The 15,995-nt window shown below is 61.8% G+C and carries 16 protein-coding genes; 13 read left to right on the top strand and 3 right to left on the bottom strand.

Going from position 1 to position 15,995, the window contains the following annotated elements:
• Positions 1 to 15: 15 nt before the first annotated feature.
• On the bottom strand, positions 16 to 963 hold the full coding sequence (locus tag AC30D9_RS03090) for an ABC transporter substrate-binding protein (protein ID WP_307571996.1): 948 nt from the start codon (positions 961 to 963) through the stop codon (positions 16 to 18).
• Between the two features lie 302 nt (positions 964 to 1,265).
• Between AC30D9_RS03090 and AC30D9_RS03095 the strand changes: the two genes are divergently transcribed.
• From AC30D9_RS03095 to AC30D9_RS03115, 5 genes are all read left to right on the top strand, one after another.
• A complete protein-coding gene (locus tag AC30D9_RS03095; protein WP_490143395.1) occupies positions 1,266 to 2,258 on the top strand; it encodes an aliphatic sulfonate ABC transporter substrate-binding protein in 993 nt (330 codons plus the stop codon).
• Between the two features lie 63 nt (positions 2,259 to 2,321).
• On the top strand, positions 2,322 to 3,167 hold the full coding sequence (locus tag AC30D9_RS03100; protein ID WP_490143396.1) for an ABC transporter permease: 846 nt from the start codon (positions 2,322 to 2,324) through the stop codon (positions 3,165 to 3,167).
• Positions 3,168 to 3,170: 3 nt separating this feature from the next.
• Positions 3,171 to 3,884, top strand: coding sequence for an ABC transporter ATP-binding protein (locus AC30D9_RS03105; protein WP_134924636.1), 714 nt, complete (start codon positions 3,171 to 3,173; stop codon positions 3,882 to 3,884).
• Between the two features lie 121 nt (positions 3,885 to 4,005).
• Positions 4,006 to 4,167, top strand: coding sequence for a hypothetical protein (locus tag AC30D9_RS03110; RefSeq protein WP_162893838.1), 162 nt, complete (start codon positions 4,006 to 4,008; stop codon positions 4,165 to 4,167).
• 53 nt (positions 4,168 to 4,220) lie between these two features.
• Positions 4,221 to 4,811, top strand: coding sequence for a helix-turn-helix domain-containing protein (locus AC30D9_RS03115; RefSeq protein ID WP_162893907.1), 591 nt, complete (start codon positions 4,221 to 4,223; stop codon positions 4,809 to 4,811).
• Positions 4,812 to 4,874: 63 nt separating this feature from the next.
• Here the strand turns inward: AC30D9_RS03115 and AC30D9_RS03120 are convergent, their stop codons facing one another.
• Positions 4,875 to 5,384 carry a hypothetical protein gene (locus AC30D9_RS03120; protein WP_167659325.1) on the bottom strand — a complete coding sequence of 170 codons (510 nt, stop codon included), beginning with the start codon at positions 5,382 to 5,384 and terminating at the stop codon, positions 4,875 to 4,877.
• Positions 5,385 to 5,685: 301 nt separating this feature from the next.
• The gene (locus AC30D9_RS03125) at positions 5,686 to 6,642 is read right to left on the bottom strand and encodes a threonine dehydratase (RefSeq protein WP_490143397.1); all 957 of its coding nucleotides are present in this window, start codon (positions 6,640 to 6,642) and stop codon (positions 5,686 to 5,688) included.
• Between the two features lie 93 nt (positions 6,643 to 6,735).
• Here AC30D9_RS03125 and AC30D9_RS03130 point away from each other — a divergent pair, with 93 nt between their 5' ends.
• The 8 genes from AC30D9_RS03130 (at position 6,736) to AC30D9_RS03165 (ending at position 15,992) form a co-directional block, all read left to right on the top strand.
• Positions 6,736 to 7,551 carry a helix-turn-helix transcriptional regulator gene (locus tag AC30D9_RS03130; RefSeq protein WP_134924639.1) on the top strand — a complete coding sequence of 272 codons (816 nt, stop codon included), beginning with the start codon at positions 6,736 to 6,738 and terminating at the stop codon, positions 7,549 to 7,551.
• A gap of 206 nt (positions 7,552 to 7,757) precedes the next feature.
• Positions 7,758 to 9,632, top strand: a complete 1,875-nt coding sequence (locus AC30D9_RS03135; protein ID WP_490143398.1) for a 3-dehydroquinate synthase — start codon at positions 7,758 to 7,760, stop codon at positions 9,630 to 9,632.
• Complete coding sequence (locus tag AC30D9_RS03140; RefSeq protein ID WP_490143399.1) at positions 9,629 to 10,519, top strand: UbiA family prenyltransferase; 891 nt, start codon at positions 9,629 to 9,631, stop codon at positions 10,517 to 10,519. The genes AC30D9_RS03135 and AC30D9_RS03140 overlap by 4 nt, the downstream gene beginning before the upstream one ends.
• Positions 10,516 to 11,289 carry an EboA domain-containing protein gene (locus AC30D9_RS03145; RefSeq protein ID WP_307571988.1) on the top strand — a complete coding sequence of 258 codons (774 nt, stop codon included), beginning with the start codon at positions 10,516 to 10,518 and terminating at the stop codon, positions 11,287 to 11,289. Before AC30D9_RS03140 ends, AC30D9_RS03145 begins: the two co-directional genes overlap by 4 nt.
• Before the next feature lie 39 nt (positions 11,290 to 11,328).
• A complete protein-coding gene (locus AC30D9_RS03150) occupies positions 11,329 to 12,213 on the top strand; it encodes a TatD family hydrolase (RefSeq protein ID WP_134924642.1) in 885 nt (294 codons plus the stop codon).
• Positions 12,210 to 13,439 carry a metabolite traffic protein EboE gene (eboE, locus tag AC30D9_RS03155; protein WP_490143400.1) on the top strand — a complete coding sequence of 410 codons (1,230 nt, stop codon included), beginning with the start codon at positions 12,210 to 12,212 and terminating at the stop codon, positions 13,437 to 13,439. The genes AC30D9_RS03150 and eboE overlap by 4 nt, the downstream gene beginning before the upstream one ends.
• A complete protein-coding gene (locus AC30D9_RS03160) occupies positions 13,429 to 14,883 on the top strand; it encodes an alkaline phosphatase family protein (protein WP_490143401.1) in 1,455 nt (484 codons plus the stop codon). Before eboE ends, AC30D9_RS03160 begins: the two co-directional genes overlap by 11 nt.
• On the top strand, positions 14,853 to 15,992 hold the full coding sequence (locus AC30D9_RS03165) for a hypothetical protein (RefSeq protein WP_134924645.1): 1,140 nt from the start codon (positions 14,853 to 14,855) through the stop codon (positions 15,990 to 15,992). Before AC30D9_RS03160 ends, AC30D9_RS03165 begins: the two co-directional genes overlap by 31 nt.
• Positions 15,993 to 15,995 lie beyond the last annotated feature (3 nt).

Consider the following 15,995-nt stretch of genomic DNA (forward strand, 5'->3'; position numbering starts at 1 on the left):
CCGGAATGACCCGGTTTATTCGCTCAAGGCCTGGCTGAAGGACGTGTCGATAATCCCGGCGGTAGCCAGCGGAGCCGGCAGCGCCTTGACCTTGAACAGGAAGTCCGCCGTGCTTTGCAGGTCGGCGGCCGCCTGTTGGTCCACCGGGCCGACGCTCATGTGGGCCCGGCGCAACCAATGGCGTGAGACGTTCTGGTCGAGATTGGCTTTTTGCGCCCATAGGTCGGCGTATGCATCCGTGTGGTTGTCGACCCAGGCGCGGGCTTGCTTCACGCGCCCGAGGAAATCGGCGATGGCTTCGCGCTTACTGTCGATGGCCGACGTCGAAGCGGCAATGGCGCTGAGGCCGGGCATGAGGTTTTTCGCCGTCAGGATTGGCCGGGCGCCGGAAAACAGGATCTGTTGCGAGATATAGGGTTCCCACACCGGAAAGGCATCGATGCTGCCCTGGGGCAACGCCGCAGCCGCATCGATCGGCATCAGCTTGATGAATTCGACATGATTCTCCGGCAGGCCGGCCTGCTCCAGGGCGCGCAAGGTCAGTTGCTGGCTCCAGGCACCGGGCCAATAGGCGACTTTCTTGCCCTTGAGGTCGGCGATGGTCTTGACCGGCGAGTCCTTGGGCACCAGCAACGCGATAGTGTCCGGGTTCTGGCGCGAAACCCCGATCAACTTCACTGGCGCCTGCTTGGCCGCCAAAAACAGAAAACCTGAATCGCCAAGAAAACCCAGGTCCAGGTCGCCGGTATTCAGCGCCTCGGCCAGCGGCGCGGCAGCCTGGAAATGTTTCCAGTCGACACGGTAGGCAGCGCCTTCAAGCACGCCCGAGGCCTCCACCGAAGCCCGTACGTTGTAATAGTTCTGGTCGCCAACGTGCAGTACCAACGGCTCGGCGGCCTGGACCAAAGGTGCGGCGAACAAGGTGCTGAGGAGCAGACGGCGCAGGGATCGGGAGACCTTCATGAAGACTTTCCTGAGTGAGTTTCATAGAACATAACGTCCTTGTAATTCACATTCTAAATTCTTTTATCGCATAAGCTCATGATCACAGGCAGCCGATGTTGATGGCGCAACAGCGCGGCAACAGACTGTTGGCTGGGCAACATTTCCCTGAAGCCCTTATTCCATGGCAACGCCCGTAAACCACCCTTTCCCGGGCTGTGGCACAGAGCCTGCAATATTCCTTTCAAGCGGGATTTCTCTCGCGGTCCGATCTTTCGGAAATAAGAACATTGCCTTCTCGCCGCCTTGTCTGGAGCTTTTCCATGAAACCCGACGTCCGCTTCTCCCTGGCCCGCGCCAGATACCTGATCAGCGCCTGCGTCCTGGCGCTGGGCCTGCCGTCCATGACCCTGGCCGCAGAAAGCCCTCCGGCCGAAGTGCATCTGGATTACGCCTATTACTCGCCGGTCAGCCTGGTGCTCAAGCACTTCGGTTATCTGGAAAAGGCCCTGCCCCAGACCAAGGTCAGCTGGGTGCTGAGCCAGGGCAGTAACCGCTCCCTGGAATACCTCAACAGCGGCGGCGTCGACTTCGCTTCGTCCGCCAGCCTTGCCGCCGTGCTGAGCCGGGCCAACGGCAGTCCGATCAAATCGGTGTATGTCTACAGCCGCGCCGAATGGACGGCCCTGGTGGTGCGCAAGGATTCACCGATCAAGACCATCGCCGACCTCAAGGGCAAGAAGATCGCCGCCACCAAGGGCACCGACCCTTATCTGTTCACCCTGCGCAGCCTGCAACAGGCAGGGCTGAAAAAAGACGATGTGGAGTTGGTGCACCTGCAACACCCGGACGGTCGCGCCGCCCTGGAAAAAGGCGACGTCGACGCCTGGGCCGGCCTCGACCCGCACATGGCCGCCAGCGAAGTACAGGCCGGGTCGCGCCTGCTGTATCGCAACCCCGCCTTCAACAGTTACGGCGTGGTCAGCGTCACGGAGAAATATGCCCAGGAGCATCCGCAGACCATCGACACCGTGCTCTCCGCCTACGAACAGGCCCGGGCGTGGTCGCTGGAGCATCCGCAAGAATTGGCCAAATTGTTGGCCGACGCATCCGGACTGCCATTGGAAGTTGCCCGGCTGCAATTGTCACGCACCGACCTGGGCAGCCCGCAATTGAGTGCCAAGGATGTGCTGGCCTCCAAGGCTGCCGCACCGATCCTCGTTTCCGAGGAGTTGGTCCGCCGCGGGGTGAATGTGGACCAGGTGATCGATCAACTGCTCGACACCGGCCGCCAGCAGGCCGTGGCCCGTCAATAACCCCTTGCCCAGGTGACAACCAATCCGCGCCTGGCGCGGATTCGGCGTTGCCGGAGAACCGCCATGAGCAGCAACAGCAAAGACCTCTCCAGCCCGCGCCTGGCCCTGCCCGCAGCGGGCAAAACGCCTCTGTTCAACTCCGACCGCTGGCGGCTGCGCCTCAAGGGCTTGGCCCTGCCGGTGCTGATCATCGTGTTCCTGGAGATCATCGTACGTATCGGTTGGTTGCCCGCCTACCAGATGCCGGCCCCCAGCGAGATCGCCCTGACCCTCGGCGACCTGGCCGAAGGTGCGCTGTGGAAACACATCAGCGCCAGCCTGTTGCGAGTACTGCTGGGCTTTGCCATCGGCGCCGGCCTGGCCTTGGTCTTCGCCGCCTGGGTTGGCTTGAGCCGCGAAGCCGAAGCCTATCTGGAACCGACCTTCGCCGGCCTGCGCTCGATCCCCAGCCTGGCCTGGGTGCCGTTGCTCCTGCTGTGGCTGGGCATCGACGAAACCTCGAAAGTGGTGCTGATCGCCATCGGTGCGTTCTTCCCCGTCTACCTCAATGGCGTGGCAGCGATTCGCAACATCGACCGCAAACTGGTGGAGGTCGGCCATATGTATGGTTTCAACCGCCGCCGTCTGGTGCGCCGGATTCTTCTGCCGGCCGCCCTGCCCGGCCTGTTCACCGGGTTGCGCAGCGGCATGAGCCTGGCCTGGATGTTCCTGGTGGCCGCCGAACTGATCGCCGCGACCAAAGGCCTGGGCTATCTGCTCAGCGATGGCCGCGAAACCTCGCGCCCGGACATCGTGCTGGCGGCAATCATCGTGCTCGCCCTGCTGGGCAAGCTCAGCGACGGCCTGCTGGCCGGTCTGGAAAAACGCTTCCTGGCCTGGCGCGACACCTTTAACGGCACCGAGGAGTGAGCCATGAGCCAAGCCCTGCTGGAGATCCACGTCGAGCGCAAGACCTTCGCCACCACCACTGTGCTCAATCACATCCACCTGCAACTGCAACCCCGCGAAACCGTGAGCCTGCTGGGCCCCAGTGGCTGCGGCAAAAGCACTTTGCTGCGCATCGTCGCCGGCCTGGAGAAGGACTTTGAAGGGCAACTGCTCAGCCATACCGAGCAACTGGCCTTTGTGTTCCAGGAACCGCGGTTGATGCCCTGGCTGACAGTGCAACAGAACATCGGCTTCAGTGATGACAACGATTACGACAAGGCCTGGGTCGCGCAGTTAATCGAGGAAGTGGGCCTCAGCGGTTTTGCCGACGCCTTGCCCAAGGCGTTGTCCGGCGGCATGGCGCAACGGGTGGCGATTGCACGCGGCTTGTATTCGCGACCGCGGGTGCTGTTGCTGGACGAGCCCTTCAGTGCGGTGGACGCCTTCACCCGCATGAAACTGCAGGACCTGTTGCTGCAACTGGCCGAGCGACACGCCATCGCCCTGTTGCTGGTGACGCACGATGTCGATGAGGCGCTGTATCTGAGCGACCGGGTATTGGTGATGGATAACCGCCCCAGCAGTATTCGCCAAGAGCTGGCGGTGCAACTGGACCACCCACGCGACCGGCGCGACCCGTTGCTGGCCCGACTCAAGGCGCTGGCCCTGACGGAACTGCATCGCGCCCATGTGATTTGATCAGACGCGCCACTAAGAACACAAAGACATTAATAAATAAACAATCAGTATTTATGGTTATAAACAGAACCACGTACTCTCAGCTCATCCCGTCCCATTGGTCACGACAGTGAAGTGCCTTATGAAACCGACTGACAACGTTATCGACTTCGTCCAAATGCGCAAACGCAAGCAGGCCCAGCAACTGGCCCGGACCATGTGGGAAATGTACGCGCGTAATGCCGGTTACCAGGCGTTCCATTGGGTCCAGGCGTCCCAATCGACCAGGACGTACCACGCGTGAACGCCCAGGAACCCTCGCGCTTTCTGGCGAGTACCGACGAGCCCGAAGTGGACCTGAACAACCTCGAAGCCCTGGATGAAGATCCGATCTGCGAACGGGTCGCGCAGAACCTGCAACGCCTGCGCGGCAAGCGCCACCTGTCCCTCGACGCCCTCGCCCGCCAATGCGGAGTCAGCCGGGCCATGCTGGCGCAGATCGAGTCCGGACGCAGCGTGCCGTCGATCAAGGTGCTGTGCAAAATCGCCAAGGGCCTTAAGGTGTCGGTCGCCGCGTTCCTTGAACACCGGGCTTTCGAAGGTGTGGCGGTGCTGTCGGCCAGCCAGAGCAAACGCCTGGTCAGCGCCAATGGCGCGTTCGTCAGCCGCGCCCTGTTCCCGTTCGATGTGGCACGCCAGTCGGAATTCTACGAGTTGCGCTTGAGCCCCTTGGGCGAAGACCAGTCCGAAGGGCACGGGCCTGGCGTCCAGGAAAACCTGGTGGTGTCCCAAGGTGTGCTGGAGATCAGCGTCAACGACGAGCGCTACCTGCTCTCCACGGGCGATTCGATTCTGTTCTACGCTGACCAGCCTCACCGCTATCGCAACCCGGCGGACAGTGAGGCGGTGGCGTATCTGGTGGTCACCTACCCGGAACGCCTGGACTGAATACACCGCATTGTGGCGAGGGGATTTGCCTTCGCCACAATGGATAGTGCCAGTCGCGACGAATCAGCAGGTGCAGCACATCATCGGCATGCCGTTGCAGCTCATCATCATTGGCATGCTGCAGTCGTTCATCATCTTCATCATCAAGGCGCAGCAGTTCTTCATCATGTCCATGTTCATGCCGGCCATCGGCATGACTTTGCACATCATGCAGTCAGCCATCACCGTGCATTCCATCACGCACTTCATCGACGGCATCGGCATGCCCATCATCGGCATTGGCATCATCATGCTCGCCATCGGCATGGCCATGCTCGCCTGGGACATGCACATCATGCTCATGTTGCCGCAGTGCATCATCATCGGCATGCCGCAGTTCATCATCATCTGCATCATGTCGGCGCTGTTCTTGAACATGGCCATGTCCATGCCGGCAGCGGGCATCATTTTGCACAGCATGCCGTCATCCATCATTTCGCAGGTCATGGTCGCCATCATCATCGGCATGCCCATCATCGGCATCATCGGCATGTTGGCGTTCATCGGCATTTGCATCTGCATGGCGTTCATCATGGTGTGGTTCCCTGTAGGTTCGAGAGTCGGACGAAGTTGATGGGGCGGATTCTAAGGATTGGTCCGGGCCCGACAAGATGGCGATCGAACAGCAGGAATGAACGTTCAAGCAGGCTTACCGGAGCGACGCGCACAAAGTCGTCTGCTACTGCATGCCCTATGCTTTCATTGCAGATGCGTCACCCACGACAGCATCGATTCTCCGGTCATGGATATGCCTTACAAAGCTATATAAATAACCGTAAGAAATAATCGATCTAAATTCGCTCCTGCATCTTGGGCCACGGTGGCAAACCCTGGCTCAGTCAATCAATTTCGCATACACCGAGCGGTCGATATTCCCACCGGACAGAATCACCGCCACCCTTTTCCCTCGCATCGTTTCACGCTCCTGCATCAGCGCCGCCAAGGCTGCGGCGCCAGCGCCCTCAGCAAGGTTGTGGGTGTCGGTGTAATACACCCCCATGGCCGCGGCAATTTCAGCGTCGCTGACCGATACGATTCGCGCCGCTGCGGCCCCGTAGATGGCAAAGGCCTCGGGGATGGGCCTACGCACGGCCAGGCCGTCGGCAAAGGTATTCGCCGAAGCGGTTTCACAGAGCGTTCCAGACTCGAACGATAACTTCGCCGCCGTAGCCTCGGTGGAGACCACGCCCACCACCTGGGTTTTCAAGCCCAAGGCATCGCGCGCGGCGATGACCCCGCAAATCCCCGAGCCACAGCCTATCGGCACGTAGACGGTGTCCAGCTCCGGCACGGCGTTGAACAGCTCCAGCCCATAAGTCGCCACGCCCTTGACCAACTCGGGATGGAACGGTGGCACCAGGTAGAGGCCATGCGCTTGGGCCAGGCGCTCGGCTTCTTCACGGGCCTCGTCGAAATCGCGGCCATACTCGACCACCTCGCCGCCAAAACCGCGCATGGCATTGTTCTTTTCCACCGAGTTACCTTGCGGCACGACGATCAACGCTTTCAAACCCAATGCAGTGGCCGCCAACGCCAGACTCTGGCCATGGTTGCCGCGGGTTGCCGTGACGATGCCTTTCGCCTCGGGGTGCTCGCGCTTGAGCCAATGCACGAAGGTCACGCCGCCGCGCACCTTGAAGGCCCCGATCGGCGTGTGATTCTCGTGCTTGACCCACACCGTGCAACCCAACCGCTCAGCCAGCAAGGGCCAGGCATACTGGGCGGTGGCAGGCATGACTTGGTAGAGATGGCGGGCAGCTTGTTCGATCGCGTCGCGGGTCAGTGTATACATGATTGGCCTCCAGGTTTTTACCCAGCCTAATCGGCCCGACTGCGGCGGGCTTTCAGAAAACTGACCTGACTTTCAGGCCCGCTCTTCACTACTATGCGATTCATGAACCGTCGAAACCGCCAACAACCGCCTCCGCCCGAACCGGTCCGTCGTATCGAGGCTGGACCCTGGGCGATCGAATTGCTGCCCGGCTGCGCCTACGCCACCCGTTATGTCGCGACTCAGTCGGCGATCGGCTTTGCCTTCGACAGCCAGCGCGGCCTGCACGCTATCGGCAGCGATCGAGTGCAGCCCTTCGAGGCGATACCCAACGGCCTGGCATTTGTCCCCGCCGAATGCGACGTGTTCTCCGAATCCCCCAGGGGCGGTGAATACCTGCGGGTGGTGCGCACCGACGGCATGGCGTTGTCGGGGGAACATGCGTTCAACAATCGTATTGACCCGCTGGCCACCACCCTCGCGCTGAGGATGCGCAGTGCATTACTGCGCGCCACCGCCGAACACGACTGGGAGGCCTGGGCGCTCGGTTTGGCTGAGCGCGTGAAGGATCACAAGGCATTTTCGGCACACTCCAACGGCTCCATCACGGGGGGCCGTATGCGCTTGCTCGACGAGTTCATCGACGCCGGTCTCGACGGTCCGCTGGGGATAAAGGAAATGGCGGCACTGCTTGGCTTGTCCGAGGGGTATTTCATGCGGGCATTCAAACAGGCGACCGGCAAAAGCCCACACAGTTACCTGATCGACCGGCGCCTCGCCAAGGCACGGGCGTTGATGCGTGATTCCACCGCCCGGCTGACCGACATCGCGCACACCTGCGGCTTCAACTCCCAGGCGCATATGACCACGCTGTTCAAGCAACGCCTAGGCGTCAGCCCGGCGCAGTTGCGCGGGTATTCAAGGCCCTGAAGCGCGAAGTCGCGCCCCAAGCAGATTGCCATCAAATGGCCTTGCAAAAACATCCGGGCCGTCTAGATTCAAATTTGTCTCAAACCACATCATCAACCGCAAACAACAGCCCCTCGGGCGAGAGCGTCTATTGGCCTAAAACACATAGTTGGCGTTGCTTTCAATTACTGACACGGAATCAGTCATAACGACAAGAGGGATGCTTGATGAAGCACAGCCGTGGGTATCGTTTGCGCTCGCAAAAAGCACCAGCCGGATATTTCTGGCTGTCATTGGTGTGCTTTTCAGGCCTGGTGATCGCCAGCTTCTTGTTGTTCGAACAACAGATCCAGGACTTCCTGACCCATCTCAACCTGTATTTGCCCTCCACGCCTTCGCAGAAGCTCTACCTGGCGTTGCTGCTGATCGTCCTGTTGGCACTGGACGTGGTGCTGCCGGTGCCATCGAGCATGGTCGCGCTGCTGGCCGTGGCCATGCTTGGCAGCCTGGGAGGTTATCTGACGATTTTCATCGGGTTGTGCCTGGGGGCCGGGTTGGGCTATGCACTGGGGGCCGGCTATTTGCGTCTGTTATCCGGCCGCCTGGGCCTGCATCAGCGCCAGCCGGGGCAACTGGCCTACCGGTTGGGCACGCTGTCGCTGATCTGCCTGCGCGGCGTCCCGGTATTGGCCGAAACTTCGGTCGTCGCCGCCGGCATGCAACGCTATCCGCTGCGTGCGTTCATCCTGGTCACCACCCTGGCCAATGCTGGCCTCGCATTGGCCTACAGCGCCATTGGCAGCTTTCTCGTCGAACAGAACGCGCTGTTGGTGACCCTGCTCGCCAGCATGGTATTGCCCGGGGTGTTCATCGCCGGATACAGCCTGTTCAAGAGCGTTCGCCGGCACGACACCGGGCAACCTTTGCATGGGCGCTTCAAGGTCAGCTACGACTACCCGGTGGTGTTCACCGACCATTTGTTCGATCCACTCAATCCCTGCCTGCACCGCCAGCTCATGGCCGGGCACAGGGGTCCGGTAACGGTGTTGATCTTCGCCGATGAGCAGTTGCTGCAAAGCGCCCCGCAACTGCTGGAACAGATCAATGCCTACTTCGCCAACCATTTTCCCGACCTGCATCTGCAGGCGCCCCCCATCGCGGTCCCAGCCGGCGAGGCGAGCAAGGATTCACAGGTATTGCAGCAGCTGTACAGCGACATGCTGCAACATGGCCTGGACCGGCATTGCTACGTGTTGGCCCTCGGCGGCGGCGCGGTGCTCGATGCGGTGGGCTACGCCTGCGCCACCTTCCACCGCGGCATTCGCCTGATTCGTATCCCAAGCACAGTGCTTGCCCAGAACGACGCCGGTATCGGTGTGAAAAACGGCATCAACGCCTTTGGGCAGAAGAACCTGCTGGGCGCCTTCTACCCCGCCACTGCGGTCATCAACGACTTTCAATTGCTGACCAGCCTGACCCGACGCGACCAGATCGCCGGGCTGGCCGAGGCGGTCAAGGTGGCGCTGATCAAGGACCAGGCGTTTTTCCAGTGGATGGAGCAACAGGCCGACGCTCTCGCCCACTTCGACCACGCGGCCAGCCGCTATGCGATCCGCCGCTGCGCCGAATTACACCTGGCGCACATCACCGGTGCCGGAGACCCGTTCGAGCGCGGCAATGGACGGCCATTGGACTACGGCCACTGGGCCGCTCACAAACTGGAAAATCTCAGCCAGCACCGACTGCGCCACGGTGAAGCCGTCGCGGTGGGCATGGCTCTGGATGGACTCTATGCCAATGCCCTGGGGTTGTTGAGCGATGGCGACACCGAACGGGTGCTGCACCTGCTGCTCAAGCTCGGCTTCTGCCTGAACCCGCCGGAACTGGCCTTGAAAGATGCACTGGGGCGCTCCCAGGTTTTGCTGGGCCTGGAGGAGTTCCGCCAGCATTTGGGCGGGCAACTCTCCATCCCCATGCTCAGCCGAATCGGCGAGTCGGTGGATTTGCATGAGATCGATACCGCGCGAATGGAGCAGGCATTGCAGCGGCTGTCCACCCAGGTCGACCTTGCGCTCACCCTGAACGAGAGCTGTGCGCAATGAGCCAGGCATCGTTGAACCTCAAGACCTGGATGACCCTCGGCCGGGTGTCCAACCTGCCCACGGTGTGGACCAACACGCTCGCCGCCGCCCTGCTGGCCAGCAGCGCCGGAGCCTTGACGCCGCCGTCCTCCCTGGTATGGATCCTGCTGCTGGCGGCACTGTCGCTGCTGTATCTGGCCGGCATGCTGCTGAACGACCTGTTGGACGCCGACTGGGACCAACAACACCATAATCCCCGCCCCATTACCCTGGGCCTGGTCAGCCGCCAGCAAGTACGGCTGGCCACTGCGTTGTTGCTGGTGCTGGCAGCGGCCTCGCTGCTGGGCCTGAGTCGGCTGATCGAACAACCGCACTGGCTGCTGGGCAGCGCCACCCTATTGGTAGGCTGCATCCTCGGTTACAACCTGCTGCACAAGAAATACGCCCACAGCGTCTGGCTGATGGGAGCGTGCCGCTCGACGCTCTACCTCACCGCAGCGGCCAGCCTGGCGATGCCACCAGAACCGATCTGGCTCTGCGCGATTTTACTGGGTGTCTACATCAGCGGCCTGACTTACCTGGCTCGCCAGGAACACCGCAACCACCTGATCAGCCGCCTCCCCCTGCTGCTGATGCTGAGCCCGCTGGCCTTGGCGATTTATGCAGGCAACGCCTGGTTTTGGCCAGTGTTGCTGTTATGGCTTGGCTGGTTGGGCTGGCACTACTGGCGCAACCTGGCCACCCCCCGGCAACGGCAGGTCCGCGCCTTTATCGGCGCTGGCCTGGCAGCCCTGCCATTGTTCGATGCCCTGGTGCTGGCCGTGGCTGACCAGCCATTGGGCAGCCTGCTGTGTGTCCTGGTGTTTTTCCTGCTTCCTCATTTCCAGCGCTGGATCAAACCAACATGAACACGGACGTTACTGCACCGACCTCGGCGCACCTCGACATGCGCCACGACTGCCTGAACGAACAACGCCGGAATTTCGTCCAGTCTCTCGATGAAACCGAACGGCAGTGGTGGCACCAAGCCCAGGCGCAGCTTGCCCTGCGCCCGGACGCCAGCACCGCGGCGCTGCTGAGCAGCCAGTGCAAGCGCCACCTCAAGGAGCGCGCGCAGCCCGACACCGACGGCTGGAGCAACGTCCAACTGGCGCGGGCATTGCTGCTGGCCCAGGCCTTGGAACTGCAGCCCCTCGCCGGGCAAGTCCCCCTGCTGCACCAGTTGTTCCGGTGGGGCGATGACCAGGAAAAGATTGCCATCCTGAAAGCCCTCGACTGGCTCGATAGCCGTGGGCAGTGCGTGGAACTCGCACGCCAGGCCGGGCGCACCAGCAACAGCCAGGTATTCGCCGCCCTCGCCCTGGACACCGCCTACCCGTCCCGTCACTACAACGAACAGGCCTTCAACCAACTGGTGCTGAAAGCGCTGGGCATGGGCCTCGATGTGCGACGCCTGATCGGCCTGACGCAACGCCAAAGCGTCACCCTCAATCAGTTGGCCCTCGACCTGTTGGACGAACAACTCGCCGCCGAACGAACGGTGTCCGCCGGCCTGCCCCAAGTGATTGCCTTCGACCTGCTGAGCCCGGCGCAACGCCAGCGCCTGGCCGGCCTGGGCCAGCAACAACGCTTGCCGCCGCCATGGCTCGAGCGCCTGGGCGACGCTTCGCCGAACTGATGCCCAACCGTCCCCCTGTTTTTTTGACGAGGATTCACCATGCTCAAGTACTTCGACCCGCATATCCACATGGTCAGCCGCACCACTGACGACTACCAGAACATGGCGGCCGCCGGCATCACCGGGGTGATCGAGCCGGCCTTCTGGCAGGGCCAGGCCAGGACCAGCGTCGGTAGCTTCATCGACTACTTCGACACGTTGTTGGGCTGGGAGCGTTTTCGCGCCAGCATGTTTGGCATCCACCACTTCTGCACCATCGGCCTGAACCCCAAGGAAGCCAATGACCTGTCGGTGGCCAACGAGGTGCTGGAGATTCTGCCGCGCTACCTGGTGAAAGACGGGGTGGTGGCGGTGGGTGAAATCGGCTACGACGACATCACCCCGGAAGAAGATCGCTTTCTCGCCGCCCAATTGGAGCTGGCCAAGCAATTCAATCTGCCGGTGCTGGTGCACACCCCGCACCGCGACAAGATCGGTGGCACCAAACGCACGCTCGCCGTCATTCGCGAGGTCGGCATCGCCGAACACCTGGTGATCATCGACCACCTCAACGAACTGACCCTGCCCCTGGTGCTGGACAGCGACTGCTGGCGCGGCCATTCCATCTACCCCAACACCAAGATGTCGGAGCAGCGCATGGTCGCCCTGCTGCAGCAGTACGGCACAGAAAAAATGGTCGTCAACAGCGCCGCCGACTGGGGCATCAGCGACCCGCTCAAGGTACCCAAGACCGGTCAGGCGATGCTGGCCGCCGGCTTCAGTGAAGCCCAGGTCGAACAGGTGCTGTTCCACAACCCGGTAGACTTTTTTGCCCAGAGCGGCCAGCTGGACAAAGCCCTGGTCGGCACGCCACTGCCCATCGATCAGCGGCGGCAGTGGCAGGACAACTCGGCCTTGCGGGGCCAGGAGCCGGTGATCAAATGAGTGCCCGCACGGGTTGGACGGCCACGCAGATCGGCTATTGCAGCAACGTGCACCCGACCCGTGACCTGGACGGGCTGCGCGCATCCATCGAGCGGCATTTCCAGAGCGTACGGGCACTGCGCGGGCTGGACACGCAGGATAGCGGCCTGTGGATCAGCGCCCTCGCCGTCGCTGAACTCCAACAGGCGTCGGCCCGTGAGGATTTGCTCGACCTGCTGCAACGCAGTGGGTTACGCCTGACCTCGCTCAATGGCTTTCCCTACGGCCAATTTCACCACGGTGCGGTGAAAGCCGAGGTCTACCTGCCCAGTTGGGCCGACCCGCAGCGGCTGGCGTACAGCCTCGACCTGGCGCGGTTTCTCGCCCAGGCCCTGCCAGCCGACTGTTCCCAGGGGGTGATCTCCAGCGTGCCGCTGGGCTATGCCGCCCACTGGAACCCAACGCTACAGCAACGTGCCGAGCACCAATTGCGCGAACTCACCGCCGCGCTGGCCCAACTGCAACGGGAGACGGGCAAGAAGATCGTGGTCTGCCTGGAGATGGAGCCCGATTGCGTGCTGGAAAACACCGATCAGGCCATCGCCTTCTTCCGCCACTGGCAAGCCACCGACCCACACCATGAACACCTGGCGCTGTGTTTTGACGTTTGCCACCAGGCCGTGATGTTCGAAGACTGCTATCAGTCACTGGACCGATTGCGTCGGGCCCAGGTCCCCATTGGCAAGATCCAGTTATCCAATGCGCTGATTTGTCGGCTACCTGAGGACGGCGCTCGGCGCGAACAGGTGCTCAAGACCTTGGGCGGATTTGCCGAACCCACCTACCTGCATCAAGTGAAAGCCCGCGATGGGCAGGAGCGGTTATCGGCCTGGGCCGACCTCCCTGCGGCCCTGGACGATGTTGAGCAGAACGGCACCTTCCCTTCCGAACTGAGGATTCACTTCCACATTCCGCTATTCAGCGAACACCTGCTGTTGCCCGAACTCAGCGGCAGCCAGGTCGCCCTGGCGCAAACCTTCGACTTCCTGGCCGACCATGGGGATTTTCGCCCCGTACTGGAAGTGGAAACCTACAGCTGGGGCGTCCTGCCCAGCCAGTTGCGGCCCACCACCGAGCACGCCCAGCTCCAGGGCATCGCGGCGGAGCTGCATTGGGTCGAGGAGCAGTTGCGGCAGCGCCAGTTGTTGCAACCCCAAGCACTGGAGGCCTGCGCCGATGCCCTCTGATCCTGCGCGTCAGCCGCTGCTGCTGATCAATGTGGTCGGCCTGACCCCCGCGCTGCTGGGTGCCGCTACCCCCTGCATCAATGCCCTGTTGAAAACGGCCAAGATGGCCACGTTGCAACCGGTATTCCCGGCGGTCACCTCCACCGTGCAAGCCTCGATCCTCACGGGGCTGGCACCGTCGGAACACGGCATCGTCGGCAACGGCTGGTATTTTCGCGACCAGGCCGAAGTGCGTTTCTGGCTGCAACCCAATGCACTGATCCAGGGGGAAAAGGTCTGGCAGGCACTCAAGCGCCAGCACCCCGGGTTTCGCTGCAGCCAGTTGTTCTGGTGGTACAACATGTACGCGGACGTGGACGCCGCCATTACCCCACGGCCGCATTACCCGGCCGATGGGCGCAAGGTGTTCGGCCTGTACTCGACGCCCGCCTCGTTGCATGAGCGTATCGAGCAGCAGATCGGCGAATTTCCCTTTCCGGGCTTTTGGGGGCCGGCGGCCGGCATCGCCTCGAGCCGCTGGATCGTCGATTGTGCCATCGCCGAATTCCAGCTCGACCGACCCGACCTGCAATTGATCTACCTGCCCCATCTCGACTACAGCCTGCAACGCCTCGGGCCCGATCACCCGTCGATTGCCGACGAGGTACGGGCCATCGACAGCGAAGTGGGACGTCTGCTGGACTTTGCCCAAGCGCAAGGCGCGGCGGTGATGCTGCTGTCCGAATACGGGATCGAAGCCGTCACGCAATCGGTTTCCATCAACCGCTTGTTACGTGCCGAAGGCCTGTTGCAGGTACGCCAATCGCTGACCTGGGAATTGCTCGATCCCGGTGCCAGTGCAGCGTTCGCCGTGGCCGACCATCAGGTCGCGCACATCTACGTGAAGCAGGCGCGCGACGTCCCTCGGGTCAAGGCGCTGTTGCAACGCCAGGCCGGCATCGAGCAGGTGCTGGATAAAACCGAACAGCGGGCCTGGCAACTGGATCATCCCCGCAGCGGCGAGCTGGTGGCCGTGGCCGCCGCCGGCTGCTGGTTCGATTACTACTACTGGTTCGACGATCGCAAGGCCCCCGACTTCGCCCGCACCGTGGACATCCATCGCAAGCCGGGCTACGACCCGCTCGAGCTGTTCATCGACCCGGCCATTCGTTTCCCGAAACTGAAAGTGGCGCGCCGCCTGCTCCAGAAAAAGCTCGGCTTTCGCTACTACATGGACCTGATTCCGCTGGACACCCGCCTGGTCCGCGGCAGCCACGGCCGGCTGCCGACGAGCGCGGAGACCGGCCCGCTGCTCATCACCAATTGTGATCTGTCGTTGCCACAGCACCTTGCGGCCACGGCGGTGAAGCAACTGCTCCTGGAACACTTCCAGGGGCACCCTCATGCCGATACGGCGAATGCCAAGGAGCTTCCATGCGGCGAACCATTTCCATCACTGTTCTAAGTGCCCTGGCCGGATTGGCCCAGGCACAGGACACCAACAACTTCGATTGCGGTAACTTCCTGCAATTCGGATACAACGCAGAGCAGACCCGGACCGCGTTCAACAAGAGCCCGGAGACCATGGCCTGGAACTGGTTCGTCTGTTTGAACCAGTCCGACGCCAGGGGCTACAACCGTCAGTGGGAGCTGTTCAAGCCTTCCGATCAGGTCTATCTGGCCAATGGCGCCAACCCCGGTTCGTATGACAGCCGCGTGACGCCGCCGGCCGAAGTGCTCAGGCAAGCCAAAGCCCTGGGGCTGGACCCGAACCGTGTCTTGCATAACATCAACGCCGTGCAGCAGGTCGACGGCCTGAGCCTGGCCATGGGCGGCACCGCCGTGCCTGCCGCACAACAAGGTCACGTCGTGCGCTTTCAACTGCTGATGGGCCGGGACACCTACGACTACATCGTAAAAACCAATGTCTACAACGTGGATGGTCAAGAGGCGCTGACGAGCAACCTGAACTTTCCGGCCACGGCCTGGGAGTTGAAAGCCGCCTGGCTGTGGATCGGCACGGACGCTACCTACAAGAAGCAGCTGGAAAAAGATGGCTACTACGTGGCCCAGGCCTACTACGCCGTGGGCACCGGGTACAGGGTCGGCTATGCGGCGTTGAGCGGCTTGCATGTGGTCAACAAACTGAACGCCGACTGGGTCTGGACCACCTTCGAAAACCTCAACAACCCCAAGTACACCGTGACCAAGGACTATCCGCCTAAGCCGATGACAAATAGCACCGGGCCGACAGCGGACGCCATACCGGTCAACGCACAGTTCCAGGCTAATAATCCGACGCTGTCGAAATACGAGTTGATCGGCGTGGAATTCCAACCCAAGACCCAGGTCCTGGCGAACTCGCAGTTAGAGTCGGCATTCCAGGACACATCGTCCTGCCTGGCCTGCCACGGCACCGCCGCCTACTCGAAGAATAACGGTTACTTCAGTTTCGCCATCCCGGGCTCAGGCGGTCTCACTTACCCCACTACACCGCTGCCGGACAAGGCCTTCGTCGGCTACAAAAAACTGGATTTTGTCTGGTCGTTGAAACACGCCCAGTGGAAACGCTAAGGA

Source organism: Pseudomonas sp. DF11, assembly GCF_058148565.1.